Origin of the sequence: Sphingobium cloacae (genome assembly GCF_002355855.1) — a bacterium.
GTDB lineage: Bacteria > Pseudomonadota > Alphaproteobacteria > Sphingomonadales > Sphingomonadaceae > Sphingobium > Sphingobium cloacae.
In genome coordinates this window covers 873,042-890,086 of sequence record NZ_AP017655.1, presented here as the reverse complement: position 1 = coordinate 890,086, position 17,045 = coordinate 873,042, and the positions used below count along the sequence as shown (strand labels likewise).

The window sequence follows — 17,045 nt, the reverse complement described above, 5'->3', positions numbered from 1 at the left end:
GACGCGCAGGCGAGAAAAGCGAAAAGGGCGCACGGCAACACCGCGCGCCTTGACGGGTCAGACCTTTCGGTGACCTTCAAGCTGGGCATCCACAAGCGCGATGGCCCGTTGGATGGCGGCGTCTATAGCCAAATCGCTGGTATCTAGCAAGTCCGCTCCGTCCGCCATGCGCAGCGGTGCGTGATCCCGGCTCATGTCGCGGGTGTCGCGCGCCTGGATGTCGGCGATCAGGCTGTCCATGTCGGGATGGCCGCCATGTTCCAGCGCGTCGGCATAGCGGCGCTGGGCGCGGACATGGACGCTGGCGGTCACGAAGATCTTGGCGTCCGCATCCGGGGCGATGACGGTGCCGATGTCCCGCCCGTCCAGGATCGCGCCGCCGGGCCGGGTCGCAAAGTCGCGCTGACGCTGGACGAGGGCCTGCCGGACGCTGGGATGCACCGATACGCGGGAAGCGAGGGAGCCCACGGCCTCGCTTCGCAAGGCGGGGTCGTTCAGCAACCCATCCTCGAAATCGCAGGCCGCCAGCGCATCGGCCTCCTGGTCCGGATCGCCGCCGGCCTTCAACACCGAAAGCCCGACCGCCCGATAGAGCAGGCCCGTGTCGAGGCAGGGCAAGCCATAATGGCGGGCCAGCGCCCTGGCGATGGTGCCCTTGCCCGAAGCGGCGGGGCCGTCGACGGCGATGATGGTCATGCCATCGCGCCCAGCGAACGAAGCAGGGCGGTGAAGCCGGGGAAGCTGGTCGCCACCGGCCGCATGTCGTCGATGGTGACGCCGGACCTCGATACGAGGCCCGCCACGGCGAAACTCATGGCGATGCGATGGTCGAGCTTCGTCGCGATCGGCCCGCCGCCCGCGAGCAGCGCGCCGCCGCTGCCTTCGATGACGACGCCATCCTCCAGTTCCTCGACGGTGACGCCGATGGCCCGCAGGCCCTCCGCCATGGTGGTCAGGCGATCCGATTCCTTGACGCGCAGTTCCTCAAGGCCCCGGAAAACGCTGCGCCCTTCCGCCAGCGCGGCGGCGATGAAGGCCACCGGATATTCGTCGATCATGGACGGGGCGAGGGCCGGGTCCGGCTCGATGCCCTTGAGGCTGGAGGCGCCGACGATCAGGTCGCCCACCGGCTCGCCCCCCACTTCGCGGGGATTTTCGATAAGGATGTCGCCGCCCATCGCGCGGAGCAATTCGATCAATCCGGCGCGGGTGGCGTTGAGGCCCACATTCATGATCGTGATCCGAGATCCCGGAACCAGCAGCGCCGCCACGATCGGGAAGGCCGCGGAGGAGGGGTCGCCGGGAACCATGATCGATTGGGGCCGCAACTCCGCCTCGCCGCGCAGGGTGATGATGCGGGTGCCGTCGCTTTGCGTTTCCACATTCAGTTCCGCGCCAAACCCCCTGAGCATCCGTTCGCTATGATCGCGCGTGGGGATCGGCTCCACGATGCGGGTGACGCCGGGCGCGTTGAGACCCGCCAGCAGAATGGCCGACTTGACCTGCGCCGACGCGACGGGAAGGCGGTAATCGAGCGGCACGGCGGGGCACAGGCCGCGCATGGTGAGCGGAAGGCGCTCGCCGGGGCTTGCCGTGAAGCTCGCGCCCATGCGGGAAAGCGGTTCGGTGACGCGCGCCATCGGCCGCTTGCTCAGCGACGCGTCGCCGGTGAAGGTCGCGGTGATCGCATGGCTGGCGATCAGGCCCATCAGCAGGCGGGTGGAGGTGCCGCTATTGCCCATCTCCAGCGCGGTCTGCGGCTGGAGCAATCCGCCCACGCCGACGCCGTGGACATGCCAGATGCCGCCATCGTCCCGCCCTATGTCCGCGCCCATGGCCCGCATCGCGGCGGCGGTGGCCAGCACATCCTCGCCTTCCAGCAATCCCTCGATCCTGCTTTCTCCGACGGCGAGGGCGGAAAGCATCAGGGAACGGTGCGAAATGCTCTTGTCCCCCGGCACGGCGATGGAGCCGGCGAGCGGCGGCGCGGCGGTGAAGGTCATGGAGGCGGGCTGGTCGGAAGAAGCGGTCACGAGCGATCCGGTGCTGAACGAGGAAAAATTGCGCCCGGCTTTTGACAGCGCCGTTCCTCTATGGCAAGGCGCGCGACGCTTCGCGGACGACCTTGTCGTGCCGCGTGATTTCTGTTTGAGCATTTTCAAGAAGGACAAGCCCGGACATGGTCAAGGCTGAATGGGGCACGAAGCGTACTTGCCCGAAATGCGCCACGCGCTTCTATGACCTGGGCAAGGATGACCCGGTCACCTGCATCAACTGCGGCACCGCCTGGGAACCCGAGCCGGTACTGAAATCGAAGCAGCCGATCCCTTATGAGGAAGCCCCCAAGAAGGTCATCGAAACCGCGGACGGGGAATTGGAAACGGCCGATGACGATCTGGACCTGGATCTGGACGTCGATGACGATGGCGATTCGCCCGACAATGACGTCGATCTGGGCGGCGATGACGACCTGGGCGTCGAAGCCGGCAAGGACGATGACGCCGACGATCACTAAGCGCATTTTTGCGCTTGCCAATGGGACCGCTGCCATTTAGAGGCAGCGCTCCCAAGGCGCCGTGACCCAAGCGGCGCATCAAGATGGACACGGGGCCTTAGCTCAGCTGGGAGAGCGCCTGCATGGCATGCAGGAGGTCAGCGGTTCGATCCCGCTAGGCTCCACCATCTTCTTCACATCCATGAGCAGACCGGCCGGGCCCGTTTCCGGTCGCTGCGGACGGGGCCTTAGCTCAGCTGGGAGAGCGCCTGCATGGCATGCAGGAGGTCAGCGGTTCGATCCCGCTAGGCTCCACCAGGAATGTCCACCGTTCGGCACGTCGGGCCATGGCCGTTACCGCCATCGAATCGGTAGACATGTTTGGGGCTTAAGCCCCGTCACGCCTCTTTCAGACGATCATCCGCGTTGCCGCCTGCCTGTCGAATGCCGGTTTGGGTGAGGAGCGGAGAACTCAAGGTCACGCTCGCTCCTGCCCGAAATCTGTCGTCGCATGAATTGTCCTCCATCCGGAGAATGCCGGCTGCTCGCCGTGGCGCGTCGCGGCGCCATTCCAGGAATTCCAAACAACCGGAGACGACGCAATGGATCGCTTCATTGTCATATCGGGCTGTTCGGGCGGCGGGAAATCCACCCTGCTCGGCGAACTGGCGCGGCGGGGCCATGCCGTGATTGACGAACCGGGCCGCCGGATCATCGCGGAGGAACGCGAGGGCTCGGGCCGTGCGCTGCCCTGGGTCAGCCTTTCCGCATTCGCGGAGCGCGCCGTCCAATTGTCGCTTCAGGATCGGGAGCGAGCGAAAGCCATGCCCGGCATGGTGTTCTTCGACAGGGGATTGATCGATGCGGCCGCGGCATTGGAACATGCCACCGGAAAAGCCGCGCTGAAGATATATGCGGGCGAACGCTACAACCGCGCCGTCTTCATGACGCCTCCATGGCCTGAAAACTATGTCACCGAAGCTGACCGGCCCCATGGGCTGGCGGATGCCATCCAGGAATATGAGCGGCTGCTGTCGGCATTTTCATCCCTGCATTATGATGTCCGGCTCCTCCCGAAGATACCGGTGGTCCAGCGGGCCGATCTGATCTTGCGATATTTCCGGTTGGCGTAACCATGTCAGGGGCGGGCGATCCGCCCCAACGGATCATGCCGGATGGACGAAACTGTCCATCACCCGCTTGCGCCCGGCCGTTTCGAAGTCGATCTCCAGCTTGTTGCCCTCTATCTCCGCTACGGTGCCATAGCCGAATTTCTGGTGGAAGACGCGCAGCCCCACCATCATGTCGCCCCGTCCTTTGTTCCCCAGCGAAACGGCGGAAGCGCGTGCTTCGACGATCCTCACCGGCTCGCGGCTGAACTGGCCGTTCTGCTGTGCGCGCTGCCAGCCGGGGCCGCGGCCCGTGCCGCGCCCCACATCGGCGAAGGGGTCGGCCCGCTCCGACCAGTTGGCCCGCCAGAGGGACGCGCCGCCCGCCATGCTGCTTTCCTCCTCCACATGTTCGGGCGGAAGCTCGCCGACAAAGCGCGAGGGGATGGAACTGGTCCACTGGCCATAGATGCGGCGGTTCGCGGCGTGGAGGACGATGCAGGCCTTGCGCGCCCGCGTGAGCGCCACATAGGCCAGCCGCCGTTCTTCCTCCAGCGCGCTCAGCCCCCCTTCGTCGAGGGCGCGTTGCGACGGGAAAATCCCTTCCTCCCAACCGGCCAGGAACACCGTGTCGAATTCCAGCCCCTTGGCGGCGTGGATGGTCATGATCGTGACCTTGCGCTCCTCCGCCTGCGCGTCATTGTCCATGACGAGGCTGACATGCTCCAGGAACGCGCCCAGCGTCTCATATTCCTCCATGGCGCGGGCGAGTTCGCTGAGGTTCTCCAGCCGCCCCGCGCTTTCCGCCGTGCGATCCGCCTGAAGCATGGCGGTATAGCCGCTTTCGTCGAGGATCTGCCGGGCCAGTTCGGCATGGGGCAATTGCGCCGCCCGGTCGCGCCAGCGCGCCAGGTCGCCGATGAACGCGCCCAGCGACCGCCGCGCCTGCGGCGTCAGTTCGTCGGTATCCAATATGCGCGCGGCGGCGAGCGCCAGGGGAATGCCCTCCGCCCGCGCCAGTCGATGCAGCTTTTCGACGGCCTTGTCGCCAAGGCCGCGCTTGGGCACGTTGACGATCCGCTCGAACGCCAGGTCGTCGGCGGGCTGGTTCACCAGCCGCAGATAGGCCAGCGCATCGCGGATTTCGGCGCGCTCATAGAAGCGGAAACCGCCGACGATGCGATAGGGCAGGCCGATCTGGATGAAGCGGTCCTCGAACTCGCGGGTCTGGTGCTGCGCGCGCACGAGGATGGCCACCTCGTCCAGCGACCCGCCGCCGCGTTCGATCCCCTCGATCTCGTCCCCGACCCGGCGTGCTTCCTCCGGCCCGTCCCACACGCCGATGACGCGGACCTTCTCGCCCGCGTCGATGTCGGTCCAGAGCGTCTTGCCGAGCCGGTTGCCATTCTCCGCGATCACGCCGGAAGCCGCGCCCAGGATATGCGGCGTCGATCGGTAATTCTGTTCCAGCCGCACGATCTTCGCGCCCGGAAAATCCTTTTCGAAGCGCAGGATATTGGCGACCTCCGCCCCGCGCCATGAATAAATGGACTGGTCGTCATCGCCCACGCAGCAGATGTTCTTGCGGTTCTGGGCCAGCAGGCGGAGCCAGAGATACTGGCTGCTGTTGGTGTCCTGATATTCGTCCACCATGATATAGCGGAAACGCTGCTGATAGTTTTCCAGCACGTCGCGATGCCGCTTGAGGATCGTCAGCACGTGCAGCAGCAGGTCGCCGAAGTCGCAGGCGTTCACCTCGCGCAATCGGGCCTGATAGGCGGCGTAGAGCTTTTGCCCGCGCCCATGCGCATAGGCTTCGCTTTCCCCCGCGCCGATCTCCTCGGGCGTCAGGCCCTTGTTCTTCCACTGGTCGATCAGGCCGCCCAACTGGCGCGCGGGCCATCGCTTTTCGTCGATGCCCTCCGCCTGGATGAGCTGCTTCATCAGGCGAAGCTGGTCGTCGGTGTCGAGGATGGTGAAATTGGATTGCAGGCCCACCAGTTCCGCATGGCGGCGCAGCATCTTCGCGGCGATGGCGTGGAAGGTGCCGAGCCATGGCATCCCTTCGACCGCCGGGCCGATCATGCGCCCGACGCGCTCGCGCATTTCCCGCGCCGCCTTGTTGGTGAAGGTGACGGCGAGGATTTCCGAAGGATAGGCCCGCCGCGTGGCGATGAGATGGGCGAGCCGTGCCGTCAGCGCCGCCGTCTTCCCCGTGCCCGCGCCGGCGAGGACGAGGACCGGCCCTTCCGTCGTCAGCACGGCCTCCCGCTGGGGGGCGTTCAGGCCCAGAAGATAGGGCGGATCGGAAGGGGAGGGCGCGACGGTCGTCATGAGCGAACAACTAGGATGGGCGGGATGGCGGAACAAGAGGCGGGGCCTTGCGGAAGGAAGGCGAGTATGAGAACAAAAAGAGAATCATGCAAGGAGAAACACCATGGCCACCGGTGGTTGCCAGTGCGGCGACATTCGTTACGAAGTCCGGGGCGAGCCCGCGCACAGCGCGCTTTGCCATTGCACCGATTGCAGAAGGAGCAGCGGTGCGCCGATGATGGGCTGGACCCTGTTCGCCGAAACGGACGTGACCGTCAGCGGCCATCCGGTGCGATACCGGTCATCCGAGGACGCGACGCGGCATTTTTGCGGACGGTGCGGGACGGGACTATTCTATACCAATCCGGCGATCTTCCCCGACTTCATCGATATCCAGACCGCGACGCTGGACGATCCGTCGCTCTTTCCGCCCAGCGCGCATATCCAATATGCGGAGGCGGTGGCATGGATGGGCGCCGCCCATGATCTTCCCAGGTTCGAACGCTTTCCGGAAGGCTGAGCGTCCCGCTCATCTGACGGCGCAATAGCAACGGTTCGTCGCCGGCACAGGAACGGCAGCGGTCGGATTCCGGTTCTTTCACGGCCCCGTGCGGCAGAACGGGGCAAGAGAGAATAATGAAAGGAATATCCCGATGAGATCGATCATGCTGGCGGGTGCCGCCATGATGTGCTTCGCGAGCGCCATGCCCGCAGCGACCTTCGCGCAGGATATGCCGGCGACCAATGCGCCGCCGGCAGGCGCCGAAGCGCCCCCGCCGTCCGCGGACCCGTCAGCCGGTCAGGTGCCGGGGCAGGCCGATCCCAATGCCGGGCAGCCCACCGGTTCGGTCCCTCCCTCTACCGATATGCAGCCCGCGCCGCCCAATGCGCCCGCCGATCCGTCCGCGCCGACCGGCTCGGCCTCCAATCCCGTGACGATGGGGGGCAATATGACGCCGCCTCCCACCGAAGCGAAGGATTATCCCGTTTGCAGCAAGACGGTGCAGGATAGCTGCATCAACCCCAGCGAGGCGCGGAAAGCGAAGAAGGCCAACCGCAAGCCCCGCTGAGGAAAGCCACTACGCCATATTGCATAAGGCGGCCATGGGTCGCCTTATGCTCTTTCCGTCCGCTTATCATCATCCGGGCGCAGGATCGTCAGGCGCGCCTTGCCCACGTCGCGCGTCGTGTCGATGACGAAGCCCTTCACCTCCACATCTTCACGCCGGTCCGTTTCGATGCTGACCCAACTGGCGGGGCCGGTCCAGCCCAGTCGGCTGAGCTTGTCGAGCGCCACCGCGCCCGCGCCGGTCTGGTAGGGCGGGTCCATGAAGATGAGGTCCAGCGGCCTGCTGGCCGGACCGAGCGAAAGGACGCTGCTTGGGCGGATGTCGGCTCTTACGCCCAGACGCTCGCCATTGGCGCGGATCGCATCGATCGCCGTCCGGTCCTGTTCCACGAAGAGGCAGCTTGCCGCCCCGCGCGACAGCGCCTCGAAACCCAGCGCCCCCGACCCCGCGAAGAAATCCCCGACCGCCAGCCCCTCGAAGGAGCCAAGGCGGCTCAGCAGCATCGAGAAAAGCGTTTCGCGCGTACGATCCGCCGTGGGGCGGGTGGCATCGCCCTTGGGGGCGGTGAGGGGGCGGCCGCGCCATTGGCCTGCGATGATTCTCATGGCTGGGTTCCGGTTTTCTGCTGGCAAGGGATAATGGGTTACGGGCGGGAGCCGGGAATTGTCGCATGCTCCGTGGATTTTATTCCTTCTTCCCCTTCAAACCCTTGCGAAAGACGACCAGGTCATGCTGGCGCACTTCCTCGACCGCGCCGGACGGAAGCTCGCCCAGATGAAAGGGGCCGTAGCTGGTGCGGATCAGGCGGCTCACCTGTAACCCCAGATGCTCCAGGACGCGCCGCACTTCGCGGTTCTTGCCCTCGGTCAGGGTCATTTCGATCCACTGGTTGCGGCCGGTGCGGCGTTCCAGATTGGCCTCGATCCGGCCATAGCGGATGCCGTCTATCTCGATCCCCTCGAACAGGTCTTCCAACTGGTTCTGGCTGACATCGCCGAAGGCCCGGGCGCGATAGGTGCGCGGGACGCCTGTCGCGGGCAGTTCCATCTGCCGCTTGAACTCGCCATCGGTGGTGAGCAGCAGCAGTCCCTCCGTCGTCATGTCCAGCCGCCCGACCGGCATCAGCCGTGGCAGGTCGGCGGGCAGCTTGTCGTAGATGGTCGGGCGGCCCCTGGGGTCGCGCTCGGTCGTCAGGAAACCCGACGGCTTGTGGAACAGGAAGAGGCGCGTCGGCGCGGGCTGGTTCACCGCAACGCCGTCGACCGTCACCCCATGCAGGGAAGAAAGCAAGGTGGCGGGGGTCGCAACCGCCTCTCCATCAAGGGCGATGCGGCCTTCCGCGATCATCCGCTCGACCTCGCGGCGGGACGCGACGCCCGCGCGGGCAAGAAGCTTGGCGATGCGCTGCGGCTCCGCCTTGCCTCCCGCGCTGGCGGCGGCGCGGGCCGGATGCGGATTGGCGGCGCGCGTTGCCGCAGCCTTCGGCTTGCCCGGCCCCGGAACCGGGCGTGGCGGACGCGATCCGGTGCGCGCGCGGCCCTCGCCCGGCTTGCCGGAAGCGCCGGGGCGGGCAGGGCGGCGCGGTCCTGATTTTCTGGGCGGCTCCACGGCTCATTCCTTTTCGCGGCGACTGGCTCTCCCCATATGGGAAGAACATCGGCAAGTGTGACGAACGGTGCCGGGCGAACGCTTGCGCGAGGGCGGATGGCCATTCGCGCCGGCAACCGGGCGCATGGACCCGGCGTTGGTTGGCACATGGCGGAAACAGGGCGGATCGGCAAATGTTTTTCGGGCTGGTCAGGGATGAAAAGAAGGCGGCGGCCCGGGCGCGCGCGATCCGCACGGTGCTGGTGGTGGAAGACGAGCCGCTCGTCGCCTTCGACAATGAACGCGCCCTTTCCCATGCCGGTTATCGCATCGCCTCCACGGTCGACGATTATGGCCAGGCCATCCGCGTTATGGACGAAGGCGATGTGGATCTCGTCATCGCCGACGTCAGCCTGCATGGGACACGAAACGGCATAGACGTCGCCCGATATGCGCGGGAAAGAGGATTGCCCGTCCTGTTCGTGACCGGCCATTGCCCCATCCACGCCAGCCGTCTGGCGGTCGGATGCCTCGCCAAGCCCTATCATCCGCGCGACCTGATCGGCTCCATCGCCGTGGTGGACCGGATGCTGCGTGGCCGCCGTGCGACCCGCCTGCCGCCGGGGCTCAGCCTCTTTACAGAGGCGATGTAGAGGCGATCTGAGCGCAAGCCGCTTGTTTCCCGCATTTTTGCCCATATGGTGCGCCGGAAACGCGCAATCACGGGGGACGCATGACGGACATCGCGCAGGGCACCGGAAACTGGCTGGACGCCGTGAAGCCCTATGTGGAAAAAGCGCCGCTGGCCGCGCTGTTCCTGGGCATTTCGTCTGGTTTCCCCTTTGCGATGATCGGCGCCAACCTGGCGTCCCGGCTGGCGCAGGACGGGATCGACAAGAAAAGCGTGACGGCGTTCAGCCTTGTCCTGCTGGCCTATAACCTCAAATGGCTGTGGGCCTGGGTGATAGAGGGCGTGAAGCTGCCCCTGCTGCACCGGCTGGGGCAGCGCGTGTCGTGGATGCTGCTGGCGGGCGTGCTGGTGATGGCGGCGGTCGTCAACCTCGCGCTGGTCGATCCGGCCGCCGACCTCATGGGCACGGTGCGGGCGGCGATATTGCTGGGGATCGCGGGCGCGACCTTCGACATCATCATCGACGGATACCGGATCGAGATATTGAAGCCCGAACAACTCGGCATCGGCGCAGGCATGTCGCAATATGGCTGGCGCATCGGCGCGGCGGCGGCGGGCGCGCTGGGCCTGATCCTCGCCCAGCATTGGGACTGGACCACGGCCTATATCGCCTGCTCGCTGTTCGCGCTGCCCGCGATGCTGGCCGCGCTGGTCGTCGGCGAGCCGGAACGGCACAAGGAGATCGCGTCGCGCAAGAGCGGCGGGGAACTGGTGCAGGCGATCATCGGCCCGTTCGTCGACTTCTTCAGGCGCAGGGGCGCGCTGCTGGTGCTGCTCTTCATCCTGGTCCACAAGATCGGCGACACGCTGGCGAACCTGACCTTCCGCCTGCTGTTCAACGACCTCGGCTACAGCAATGACGAGATCGCGATCTACGACGTGGGCGTGGGTTTCTGGGCGCTGCTGGCGGGGATTTTCGTGGGCGGCGTGCTCTATGCCCGGCTGGGATTGAAACGATCGGTGTTCATCAGCCTCCTCCTGATGGCCGTATCCAATTTCAGCTTCGCGGCGCTGGCGGCGGCGGGCAAGAGCAATATCGGCATGGCGGGCGCCATCGGCTTCGAGAATTTCGCGAGCGGCATCGGCGGCGTGGCGGTCGTCGCCTATTTCTCGGCCCTGTGCGACCTGCGCTTCACGGCGGCGCAATATGCGATGATCTCGGCGGCGGCGAGCGTCGTCGGGCGTTTCCTCACCGGCACGACCGCGGGCGCGATGATCGAACGGTTCGGCTATGTCGATTTCTACCTGCTGACGACCGCGCTGGCGCTGCCGGGCATCGCGCTCTTCTGGCTGATGATGCGGGCCGGGCTGGTCGAAACCAGCGTCGGCAGCGCAGCGACGGAGGAAGGCGATCAGCCCGCCGCGTAGAGATCGAGCGGGCGGCCCAGATCCGCATGGGCCTGCGCCACGGCCTGAAAGCAGGTAAGCGCCCCCAGCGCGTCGTCGCTGCCCAGCAGGGACGCGACCTGCTCATAGGCTTCATGCGGATGGCGCAGGGCGTTGCCGATCGCCTCCATGGTCAGCGCCTCGTCCGTCGTCATCCGCGCGCAGCAGCAGGGCGCGACCATGATCTTGCGGCTCGACGCGCGGGCCAGTTCCAGCATCATCGCGCGCATCAGCACCAGCGGACGGCGATAGCTGCGCCCGAACGCGCCCAGCATCGCATTGGCGGCATGGGCGTCGTTCACCCCAGCGCTCGCCATCCGGCGCATCACGAAGAGGAACAGGCGGTTGCCATATCCTCCCGGAAGCGGCCGGGGCAGGTCGACGGACGGGGACTCTCCATATGCCATGATGCGCCTTTCTCTGATAACGGGGCCCATCGTACGCTATTGAGAATTAATCGCAACACTATTCAGTCGGGAAATTGTCCATTCGACCGTAAAATTTCTCCGGCCAGATAAAGGGAGCCGGCCATCAGCAGCTTGGGCGCGGCATCCCCGCCCGATGCAATGGCGGTGATGGCTTCGCTCGCGCTGTCATGATTCGAGCAACCGATGTCCCAAAGCGCCGCCACTTTCGCAAAGCGGTCGGCGGCGTGATGCTCGTGCCCCTTCACGGGCAGGACGTATATATGCGAGATTTGTCCCGCAAAGGGCGCCAGCCAGGCTTCCAGATCTTTGTTGGCGAGCATCCCGATGATGAGGTGGAGCCTTTGCCCCTCCAGCCGCTCCGGCGTGAAAAAGGCGCTGATCGCCTGGCCCGCCGCCGCATTATGGCCGCCGTCGAGCCAGACCGTCGCCTCCTCCGGCAAGGGCGCGAGCAACGGCCCCCGCTCCAGCCGTTGCAGCCGCGCGGGCCAATGCGCCCAGAGCGGCGCGGCCTTCAACGCGGCTTCATGCACCTCCACCACCTGTTGATGGCGCAGCATGGCGAAGGCGAGCGCGGCGTTTTCCACCTGATGCGCGCCGGGCAGGCGGGGCAGGGGCGTTTCGATTCGCCCTCGCGCATCGCGATAATGAAGCCGGTCGCGATAGGCCGCCGCGTCCCAATCGGTGCCCATGGCGAACCATGTCGTGCGCGCGCGCATGGCGGCGTCGATCATCACCGGGAACAGCGATTCGGGATAACGCTGCGTGACGAGGGGCGCGGAGGATTTGGCGATGCCCGCCTTTTCCGCCGCGATGGCCTTCAGGCTGTCGCCCAGGAACGCCTGATGGTCGATGCCGAGCTGGGCGATGCCGCAGGCGACCGGATCGGCGATCACATTGGTGGCGTCGAGCCGCCCGCCCAGCCCGACTTCGATGATGGCGGCGTCGGCGGGATGCTCGGCAAAGGCCAGGAAAGCCGCCGCCGTGGTGACTTCGAAGAAGCTCGCCCCGATCCCCCCGGCGACATCCAGGACGCGCTCCAGATAATGGGCCAGCGGGGCATCGCCGATCAACTCGCTCGCGACGCGAATGCGCTCGTTGAAGCGCACCAGATGGGGCGAGGTGAAGACATGCACGCTTTTGCCGTCCGCCTCCAGCGCGGCGCGCAGGAAGGCGCAGGTCGACCCTTTGCCGTTGGTGCCCGCCACATGAAAGACCGGCGGCAGCGCCCGGTGCGGATCGCCCAGCCGCTCCAGCAGCCGCGCGATGCGATCGAGGCCCAATATGTCCGCGCCGGGCGACAGGGTCGCCAGCCGGTCCAGTTGCGCCTGGACCTCCGGATCGTCGGAAATGGCATGATCGGCCATGGCGCGTTCCCCCGTCGCCCGGTTGTTATCTAGTGTGATGTCGAGACAGGTGGAATCACCTGCCGACTCGGACCCGGCAGGGCAACGAAGTTAAACAAGGAAAATAGAGCATGTCTTGATTCCAGTTAATCGGGACATGCTCTATGCGGCGGCGCGGGGCGTCAGGTAAGTGATGACCCGCGCCAGCGTCTCGCGCAAATCCCGGCGATGCACCACCATGTCGAGCATTCCGTGATCCAGCAGATATTCGGCGCGCTGGAATCCTTCGGGCAGCTTTTCGCGGATGGTGCTTTCGATGACGCGCTGGCCCGCGAAGCCGATCAGGGCGTTGGGTTCGGAAATCTGCACGTCGCCCAGCATCGCATAGCTGGCGGTGACGCCGCCGGTGGTCGGATCGGTCAGCACGACGATATAGGGCAGGCCCGCCGCGTGCAGCTTCCGGATCGCGACGGTCGATCGCGGCATCTGCATCAGGGACAATATGCCCTCCTGCATCCGCGCCCCGCCTGCGGCCGTGAAGATCACATAGGGGCATTTATGGCCGATGGCTTCGTTGACGCCCTGGATGAAGGCCGCGCCGACGCCCATGCCCATGGACCCGCCCATGAAGGCGAAATTCTGGACGCCCATGACGACGGGCATATCCTCGATCGCCCCGCGCGCGTTGAGGAGCGCTTCCTGATCGCCGGTCGTCTGGCGCGCCGCCTTGAGCCGGTCGGGATAGCGTTTGGAATCGCGGAACTTGAGCGGATCTTCCTGCACCGGCGGGCTGGGCAGCAGGACGAAGCCCGCGTCCAGTATCTGCTCGAATCGCTCGGACGGACCGATGCGGCCATGATGGTCGCAGCGCGGACAGACGGAGAGATTCTCCTCCCACTCCTTGATGAACACCATCTCCGCGCAGGCCGGGCATTTGTGCCACAGCGTCTCGGCGGTGGTTTCCTTCTTCGGGATGAAGGGGATGGCGTTGCGGACGCGGTTGATCCAGCTCATGCGGCGGGCTCCCGTGACTGGGCGTTGAGCGCGCCGCGCAGCGCGGCGACGCATTCCTGGACGAAGGGGGCGGCGGCGTCCCCATGCGATCCGATGATGTCGACGATGGCCGATCCGACCACCACGCCGTCGGCCACGCGCCCGATGGCGGCCGCCTGTTCTGGCGTCCTGATGCCGAAACCCACGGAAACGGGCAGGTCGGTCGCGCCCTTGAGGCGGGCGACGGCCCGCTCCACGGCGGCCTGGGCGGCCTGCTGCTTGCCGGTCACGCCCGCGACGGAGACATAATAGAGGAAGCCGCTGGCGCCATCCAGCACGGCGGGCAGGCGGGCCGCGTCGGTCGTCGGCGTGGCGAGGCGGATCATGTGCACGCCCGCGCCGCGCAGCGCGGGGCCGATCTCGGCATCTTCCTCCGGCGGCACGTCGACGCAGATCACGCCGTCCACGCCCGCCGCCCGGCACTGCTCCGCGAACCATGCCGAACCGCGCGCCAGCATCGGATTGGCATAGCCCATCAGCACCAGCGGCACGTCGGGATGACGTTCCCGGAAATCGGCGGCGATGGCGAAGATGTCCTTGGTCTTCGTGCCGGACCCCAGGCTGCGCAGGTTCGCCAGTTCGATCGCCGGGCCGTCCGCCATCGGATCGGTAAAGGGCATCCCCAGTTCGATCACGTCCGCTCCGCCCGCGACCAGCGCGTCGAGGATGGCGGGCATGGCGGCGACATGGGGGTCGCCCGCCGTGACGAAGGTGACGAGCGCCGCGCGGCCCTGCGCCTTGCAGGCGGCGAAGCGATGGGGAAGGCGGTCGGCGGTCATATCTCGACCCCCAGGGCCTGCGCGACGGTGAAGATGTCCTTGTCTCCCCGGCCGGAAAGATTGACGACCATCAGCTTGTCCGCATCCAGCGTCGGCGCGATCTGCTCCGCCGCCGCGATGGCGTGGGCCGACTCCAGCGCCGGGATGATGCCCTCCAGCGCGGAAAGCCGCTGGAAAGCCGCCAGCGCTTCATCGTCCGTGACGGGCATATACTGGACGCGTCCTATTTCGTGCAGCCAGCTATGCTCCGGCCCGATGCCGGGATAGTCGAGCCCCGCCGAAATGCTGTGCGCCTCCGTGATCTGCCCGTCCTCGTCCTGGAGCAGATAGGTGCGGTTGCCGTGCAGGATGCCGGACGATCCGCCGCTAAGGCTGGCGGCATGTTTCCTGTCCAATCCTTCCCCCGCCGCCTCGACGCCGATCATCGCGACCTCCGCGTCGTCCAGGAAAGGATGGAACAACCCGATGGCGTTGGAACCGCCTCCTACAGGGGCGATCAGCATGTCCGGCAAACGCCCTTCCGCTTCTATGACTTGTTCGCGGGTTTCCTTGCCGATCACCGACTGGAAATCGCGCACCAGTTCGGGATAGGGATGCGGCCCCGCCGCCGTGCCGATGATGTAGAAAGTGTCGTGGACGTTCGCGACCCAATGCCGCAACGCCTCGTTCATCGCGTCCTTGAGCGTCTGCGCGCCGGACGTCACGGGGATCACTTCCGCGCCGAGCAGCTTCATGCGGAACACATTGGGCTGCTGCCGCGCCACATCCTTCGCGCCCATGAAGATGGTGCATTGCAGGCCGAAACGCGCCGCCACCGTCGCCGTCGCCACGCCATGCTGTCCCGCGCCGGTCTCCGCGATGACGCGCGGCTTGCCCATGCGCCGGGCGAGCAGCACCTGCCCGATGCAGTTGTTGATCTTGTGTGCGCCCGTGTGGTTCAGCTCTTCGCGCTTCAGATAGATTTTCGCGCCCTTGCCCTGCGGCGCGTTTGCGCGAAGGGCCTCGGTCAGGCGCTCGGCATAGTAAAGCGGGCTGGGGCGGCCGACATAATGTTTGAGGAGGTCGGCGAACTCCGCCTCGAACGCCGGGTCCTGCCGGGCTTCCTTATAGACTTTTTCCAGGTCGAGGATCAGCGGCATCAGCGTCTCGGCGACATAGCGGCCGCCGAAGGAACCGAAATGGCCGCTGGCGTCAGGCTGGGAACGGAGGGAGTTCTGAATGGTCATGATGGTTCAGCCGCTTTGCAGAAGGCGATGATCTTGTCCACATCCTTGATGCCCGGCCCGCTTTCGACGCCGGAAGAAATGTCGACCAGAGGCGCGCGGGTGATCGCGACGGCCTCCGCGACATTGTCGATGGAAAGGCCGCCGGAAAGTCCCCATGGCGCGGGAACGGCCACACCGCGCAGCAGGTTCCAGTCGAAACGCAGGCCCATGCCGCCGGGGAGGGCGGCTCCATCCGGCGTCTTGGCGTCGAAGAGCAGCAGGTCCACCGCGCCCGCATAGGCCTTGGCGGCGGCGATGTCGGTGCCGGTCTTGACGGAAATGGCTTTCCACACCGGGATACCGAACCGCGCGCGCAGGGCGGCGGCGCGTTCGGGCGTTTCCTTGCCATGCAGTTGCAGCGCGGTGAGAGAGCCGGTTGCCGCGAGCGCCGCGACGGTTTCGTCCGCCGGATCGACGACCACGGCCACGCGCCCGACATGCGAAGGGACCGGGGCGGCCAATGCGCGGATATGCTCCGCTTCCACATGACGGGGGCTTTTGGGGAAGTGGACGAAGCCCAGATGCGCCGCCCCCGCCCGCACGGCCGCGCCCACCGTGTCCGGCGTCGAAAGGCCGCAGATCTTGATCGCGAGTCGGGACATGGGACGGGCTTTAGACCCGAAGGCCGCGCAAGTCACATCGCCTGCGCGATGGGCCGCGTGAGGTCCATGTCGTGCAGCGCAAGCCACTGGTCGGCATGGTCGATGCACGCCTTTCCAAGATAGGCGTCGATGGCATCCAGCAATGCGGCGTCATCCATTTCGGCCGGGTCGAGCGGCGGATGCCAGTGCAGCCGGAAATGCGCGCCCTTCTCCCGCGCGAGATAGAAGGGCAGGAAACGCGCATTGCTGCGGCGGGCGAGGCGCAGCGCGATGGAGAGATTGCCGCTCGCCCCGATGTCGCGTCCGAAGCGCGGGAAGGCCACCTGCATGTCGCGGCGTTCGTCGATCAGGATGTAGAGCATCGCGCGGTCGCTGCTCGTCAGGTGGCGCACGATGGAGCGGGCCGCGCCGCCGCCGGTGATGGCTTCGCCCATATAGCTTTTGCGGGCGCGTTGCAGCATCTTCGCCTGAGCGGGATCGGTGGGCGGATCGTAGACGCCCAGCGGGGCACGGTCGCAGGACGCCTTCAAATGCGCGGCGAGCAGGTCCCAATTGCCGATATGGGTGGTGAGGAAGATCATCGGACGGGGGGAATCCAGCGCCTCCCGATAACCGGCTTCATCCTGAACCGCGATCCGGCGGGGCGTGACGAGCCGGTCGACATTGGCAAGTTCCGCCATGGTGCGGCCGAGATTGAACCATCGGCGGGTCAGCATCGCCTCGCGCGCGGCTTTGCTGAGCTCGGGGCGCAGCAGGGCGAGGTTCGTCCGCGCCCGACGGTCGCGCAGTTTCATGGTTCGGCGCGCGATGGTCACGGACAGCCACCCCCCGATCCACGAGGCCATGGCCGTGGGCAGCAAACGCAACAGGGTGAAGAGAAAGGGGTTTGAGAGCATCGCCCTTTGCTCATACAGCAGCAGTCGAG

Annotated in this window: 19 protein-coding genes and 2 tRNA genes; 9 read left to right on the top strand and 12 right to left on the bottom strand. The window is 66.2% G+C overall.

Features of this window, described 5'->3' with window-relative positions; translation table 11 throughout:
• Window positions 1-57 precede the first annotated feature (57 nt).
• Complete coding sequence (cmk, locus tag SCLO_RS04350; protein WP_066514030.1) at window positions 58-696, bottom strand: (d)CMP kinase; 639 nt, start codon at window positions 694-696, stop codon at window positions 58-60.
• Complete coding sequence (gene aroA, locus SCLO_RS04345) at window positions 693-2,003, bottom strand: 3-phosphoshikimate 1-carboxyvinyltransferase (RefSeq protein ID WP_174521937.1); 1,311 nt, start codon at window positions 2,001-2,003, stop codon at window positions 693-695. The genes cmk and aroA overlap by 4 nt, the downstream gene beginning before the upstream one ends.
• Here aroA and SCLO_RS04340 point away from each other — a divergent pair.
• From SCLO_RS04340 to SCLO_RS04320, 5 genes are all read left to right on the top strand, one after another.
• Window positions 1,993-2,193: a hypothetical protein gene (locus tag SCLO_RS04340; protein ID WP_231923346.1), complete on the top strand. Its 201-nt coding sequence runs from the start codon at window positions 1,993-1,995 to the stop codon at window positions 2,191-2,193. The genes aroA and SCLO_RS04340 overlap by 11 nt on opposite strands.
• The gene (locus SCLO_RS04335; RefSeq protein ID WP_066514024.1) at window positions 2,180-2,515 is read left to right on the top strand and encodes a TIGR02300 family protein; all 336 of its coding nucleotides are present in this window, start codon (window positions 2,180-2,182) and stop codon (window positions 2,513-2,515) included. Before SCLO_RS04340 ends, SCLO_RS04335 begins: the two co-directional genes overlap by 14 nt.
• Before the next feature lie 91 nt (window positions 2,516-2,606).
• Window positions 2,607-2,682 (top strand) — tRNA-Ala (locus SCLO_RS04330).
• 54 nt (window positions 2,683-2,736) lie between these two features.
• A tRNA-Ala gene (locus SCLO_RS04325) sits at window positions 2,737-2,812 on the top strand.
• A gap of 284 nt (window positions 2,813-3,096) precedes the next feature.
• A complete protein-coding gene (locus SCLO_RS04320) occupies window positions 3,097-3,627 on the top strand; it encodes an AAA family ATPase (protein ID WP_066514022.1) in 531 nt (176 codons plus the stop codon).
• Between the two features lie 33 nt (window positions 3,628-3,660).
• Here the strand turns inward: SCLO_RS04320 and SCLO_RS04315 are convergent, their stop codons facing one another.
• On the bottom strand, window positions 3,661-5,937 hold the full coding sequence (locus tag SCLO_RS04315) for an ATP-dependent helicase (protein ID WP_066514021.1): 2,277 nt from the start codon (window positions 5,935-5,937) through the stop codon (window positions 3,661-3,663).
• Window positions 5,938-6,040: 103 nt separating this feature from the next.
• Here SCLO_RS04315 and SCLO_RS04310 point away from each other — a divergent pair, with 103 nt between their 5' ends.
• Complete coding sequence (locus SCLO_RS04310; protein WP_066514019.1) at window positions 6,041-6,436, top strand: GFA family protein; 396 nt, start codon at window positions 6,041-6,043, stop codon at window positions 6,434-6,436.
• 133 nt (window positions 6,437-6,569) lie between these two features.
• Window positions 6,570-6,986, top strand: coding sequence for a Fe-S oxidoreductase (locus tag SCLO_RS04305; protein WP_066514017.1), 417 nt, complete (start codon window positions 6,570-6,572; stop codon window positions 6,984-6,986).
• Between the two features lie 44 nt (window positions 6,987-7,030).
• On the opposite strand, the gene rsmD is transcribed toward SCLO_RS04305, so the two are convergent.
• Together rsmD and SCLO_RS04295 are read right to left on the bottom strand one after the other, a co-directional pair.
• Window positions 7,031-7,591: a 16S rRNA (guanine(966)-N(2))-methyltransferase RsmD gene (gene rsmD, locus SCLO_RS04300; protein WP_066514015.1), complete on the bottom strand. Its 561-nt coding sequence runs from the start codon at window positions 7,589-7,591 to the stop codon at window positions 7,031-7,033.
• Between the two features lie 79 nt (window positions 7,592-7,670).
• On the bottom strand, window positions 7,671-8,594 hold the full coding sequence (locus tag SCLO_RS04295; RefSeq protein ID WP_066514013.1) for a pseudouridine synthase: 924 nt from the start codon (window positions 8,592-8,594) through the stop codon (window positions 7,671-7,673).
• A 173-nt stretch (window positions 8,595-8,767) separates the two neighbouring features.
• On the opposite strand from SCLO_RS04295, the gene SCLO_RS04290 reads away from it, so the two are divergent.
• Both SCLO_RS04290 and SCLO_RS04285 read left to right on the top strand, forming a co-directional pair.
• On the top strand, window positions 8,768-9,226 hold the full coding sequence (locus SCLO_RS04290; RefSeq protein ID WP_066514011.1) for a response regulator: 459 nt from the start codon (window positions 8,768-8,770) through the stop codon (window positions 9,224-9,226).
• An 80-nt stretch (window positions 9,227-9,306) separates the two neighbouring features.
• The gene (locus tag SCLO_RS04285) at window positions 9,307-10,632 is read left to right on the top strand and encodes an AmpG family muropeptide MFS transporter (protein WP_066514010.1); all 1,326 of its coding nucleotides are present in this window, start codon (window positions 9,307-9,309) and stop codon (window positions 10,630-10,632) included.
• Here the strand turns inward: SCLO_RS04285 and SCLO_RS04280 are convergent.
• From SCLO_RS04280 to SCLO_RS04250, 7 genes are all read right to left on the bottom strand, one after another.
• On the bottom strand, window positions 10,617-11,057 hold the full coding sequence (locus SCLO_RS04280; RefSeq protein WP_066514008.1) for a DUF6628 family protein: 441 nt from the start codon (window positions 11,055-11,057) through the stop codon (window positions 10,617-10,619). The genes SCLO_RS04285 and SCLO_RS04280 overlap by 16 nt on opposite strands.
• Window positions 11,058-11,119: 62 nt before the next feature.
• Window positions 11,120-12,442: a bifunctional folylpolyglutamate synthase/dihydrofolate synthase gene (locus tag SCLO_RS04275; RefSeq protein ID WP_066514006.1), complete on the bottom strand. Its 1,323-nt coding sequence runs from the start codon at window positions 12,440-12,442 to the stop codon at window positions 11,120-11,122.
• A gap of 141 nt (window positions 12,443-12,583) precedes the next feature.
• Complete coding sequence (gene accD, locus SCLO_RS04270) at window positions 12,584-13,435, bottom strand: acetyl-CoA carboxylase, carboxyltransferase subunit beta (protein ID WP_066514005.1); 852 nt, start codon at window positions 13,433-13,435, stop codon at window positions 12,584-12,586.
• Window positions 13,432-14,253 carry a tryptophan synthase subunit alpha gene (gene trpA / locus SCLO_RS04265; RefSeq protein ID WP_066514003.1) on the bottom strand — a complete coding sequence of 274 codons (822 nt, stop codon included), beginning with the start codon at window positions 14,251-14,253 and terminating at the stop codon, window positions 13,432-13,434. The genes accD and trpA overlap by 4 nt, the downstream gene beginning before the upstream one ends.
• On the bottom strand, window positions 14,250-15,479 hold the full coding sequence (gene trpB, locus SCLO_RS04260) for a tryptophan synthase subunit beta (protein WP_066514001.1): 1,230 nt from the start codon (window positions 15,477-15,479) through the stop codon (window positions 14,250-14,252). The genes trpA and trpB overlap by 4 nt, the downstream gene beginning before the upstream one ends.
• The gene (locus tag SCLO_RS04255; protein WP_066514000.1) at window positions 15,476-16,120 is read right to left on the bottom strand and encodes a phosphoribosylanthranilate isomerase; all 645 of its coding nucleotides are present in this window, start codon (window positions 16,118-16,120) and stop codon (window positions 15,476-15,478) included. Before SCLO_RS04255 ends, trpB begins: the two co-directional genes overlap by 4 nt.
• A 32-nt stretch (window positions 16,121-16,152) precedes the next feature.
• Complete coding sequence (locus SCLO_RS04250) at window positions 16,153-17,016, bottom strand: lysophospholipid acyltransferase family protein (protein ID WP_066513999.1); 864 nt, start codon at window positions 17,014-17,016, stop codon at window positions 16,153-16,155.
• Between the last annotated feature and the right edge of the window lie 29 nt (window positions 17,017-17,045).

What these genes read in the sequence shown, in the direction of transcription:
- cmk (WP_066514030.1), bottom strand. Translation starts at nt 696, where the DNA reads ATGACCATCATCGCCGTCGACGGCCCCGCCGCTTCGGGCAAGGGCACC.
- SCLO_RS04305 (WP_066514017.1), top strand. Translation starts at nt 6,570, where the DNA reads ATGAGATCGATCATGCTGGCGGGTGCCGCCATGATGTGCTTCGCGAGC.
- SCLO_RS04290 (WP_066514011.1), top strand. Translation starts at nt 8,768, where the DNA reads ATGTTTTTCGGGCTGGTCAGGGATGAAAAGAAGGCGGCGGCCCGGGCG.
- rsmD (WP_066514015.1), bottom strand. Translation starts at nt 7,591, where the DNA reads ATGAGAATCATCGCAGGCCAATGGCGCGGCCGCCCCCTCACCGCCCCC.
- trpB (WP_066514001.1), bottom strand. Translation starts at nt 15,479, where the DNA reads ATGACCATTCAGAACTCCCTCCGTTCCCAGCCTGACGCCAGCGGCCAT.
- SCLO_RS04315 (WP_066514021.1), bottom strand. Translation starts at nt 5,937, where the DNA reads ATGACGACCGTCGCGCCCTCCCCTTCCGATCCGCCCTATCTTCTGGGC.
- accD (WP_066514005.1), bottom strand. Translation starts at nt 13,435, where the DNA reads ATGAGCTGGATCAACCGCGTCCGCAACGCCATCCCCTTCATCCCGAAG.
- SCLO_RS04335 (WP_066514024.1), top strand. Translation starts at nt 2,180, where the DNA reads ATGGTCAAGGCTGAATGGGGCACGAAGCGTACTTGCCCGAAATGCGCC.
- SCLO_RS04285 (WP_066514010.1), top strand. Translation starts at nt 9,307, where the DNA reads ATGACGGACATCGCGCAGGGCACCGGAAACTGGCTGGACGCCGTGAAG.
- trpA (WP_066514003.1), bottom strand. Translation starts at nt 14,253, where the DNA reads ATGACCGCCGACCGCCTTCCCCATCGCTTCGCCGCCTGCAAGGCGCAG.
- SCLO_RS04320 (WP_066514022.1), top strand. Translation starts at nt 3,097, where the DNA reads ATGGATCGCTTCATTGTCATATCGGGCTGTTCGGGCGGCGGGAAATCC.
- SCLO_RS04255 (WP_066514000.1), bottom strand. Translation starts at nt 16,120, where the DNA reads ATGTCCCGACTCGCGATCAAGATCTGCGGCCTTTCGACGCCGGACACG.
- SCLO_RS04280 (WP_066514008.1), bottom strand. Translation starts at nt 11,057, where the DNA reads ATGGCATATGGAGAGTCCCCGTCCGTCGACCTGCCCCGGCCGCTTCCG.
- aroA (WP_174521937.1), bottom strand. Translation starts at nt 2,003, where the DNA reads ATGACCTTCACCGCCGCGCCGCCGCTCGCCGGCTCCATCGCCGTGCCG.
- SCLO_RS04250 (WP_066513999.1), bottom strand. Translation starts at nt 17,016, where the DNA reads ATGCTCTCAAACCCCTTTCTCTTCACCCTGTTGCGTTTGCTGCCCACG.
- SCLO_RS04275 (WP_066514006.1), bottom strand. Translation starts at nt 12,442, where the DNA reads ATGGCCGATCATGCCATTTCCGACGATCCGGAGGTCCAGGCGCAACTG.
- SCLO_RS04310 (WP_066514019.1), top strand. Translation starts at nt 6,041, where the DNA reads ATGGCCACCGGTGGTTGCCAGTGCGGCGACATTCGTTACGAAGTCCGG.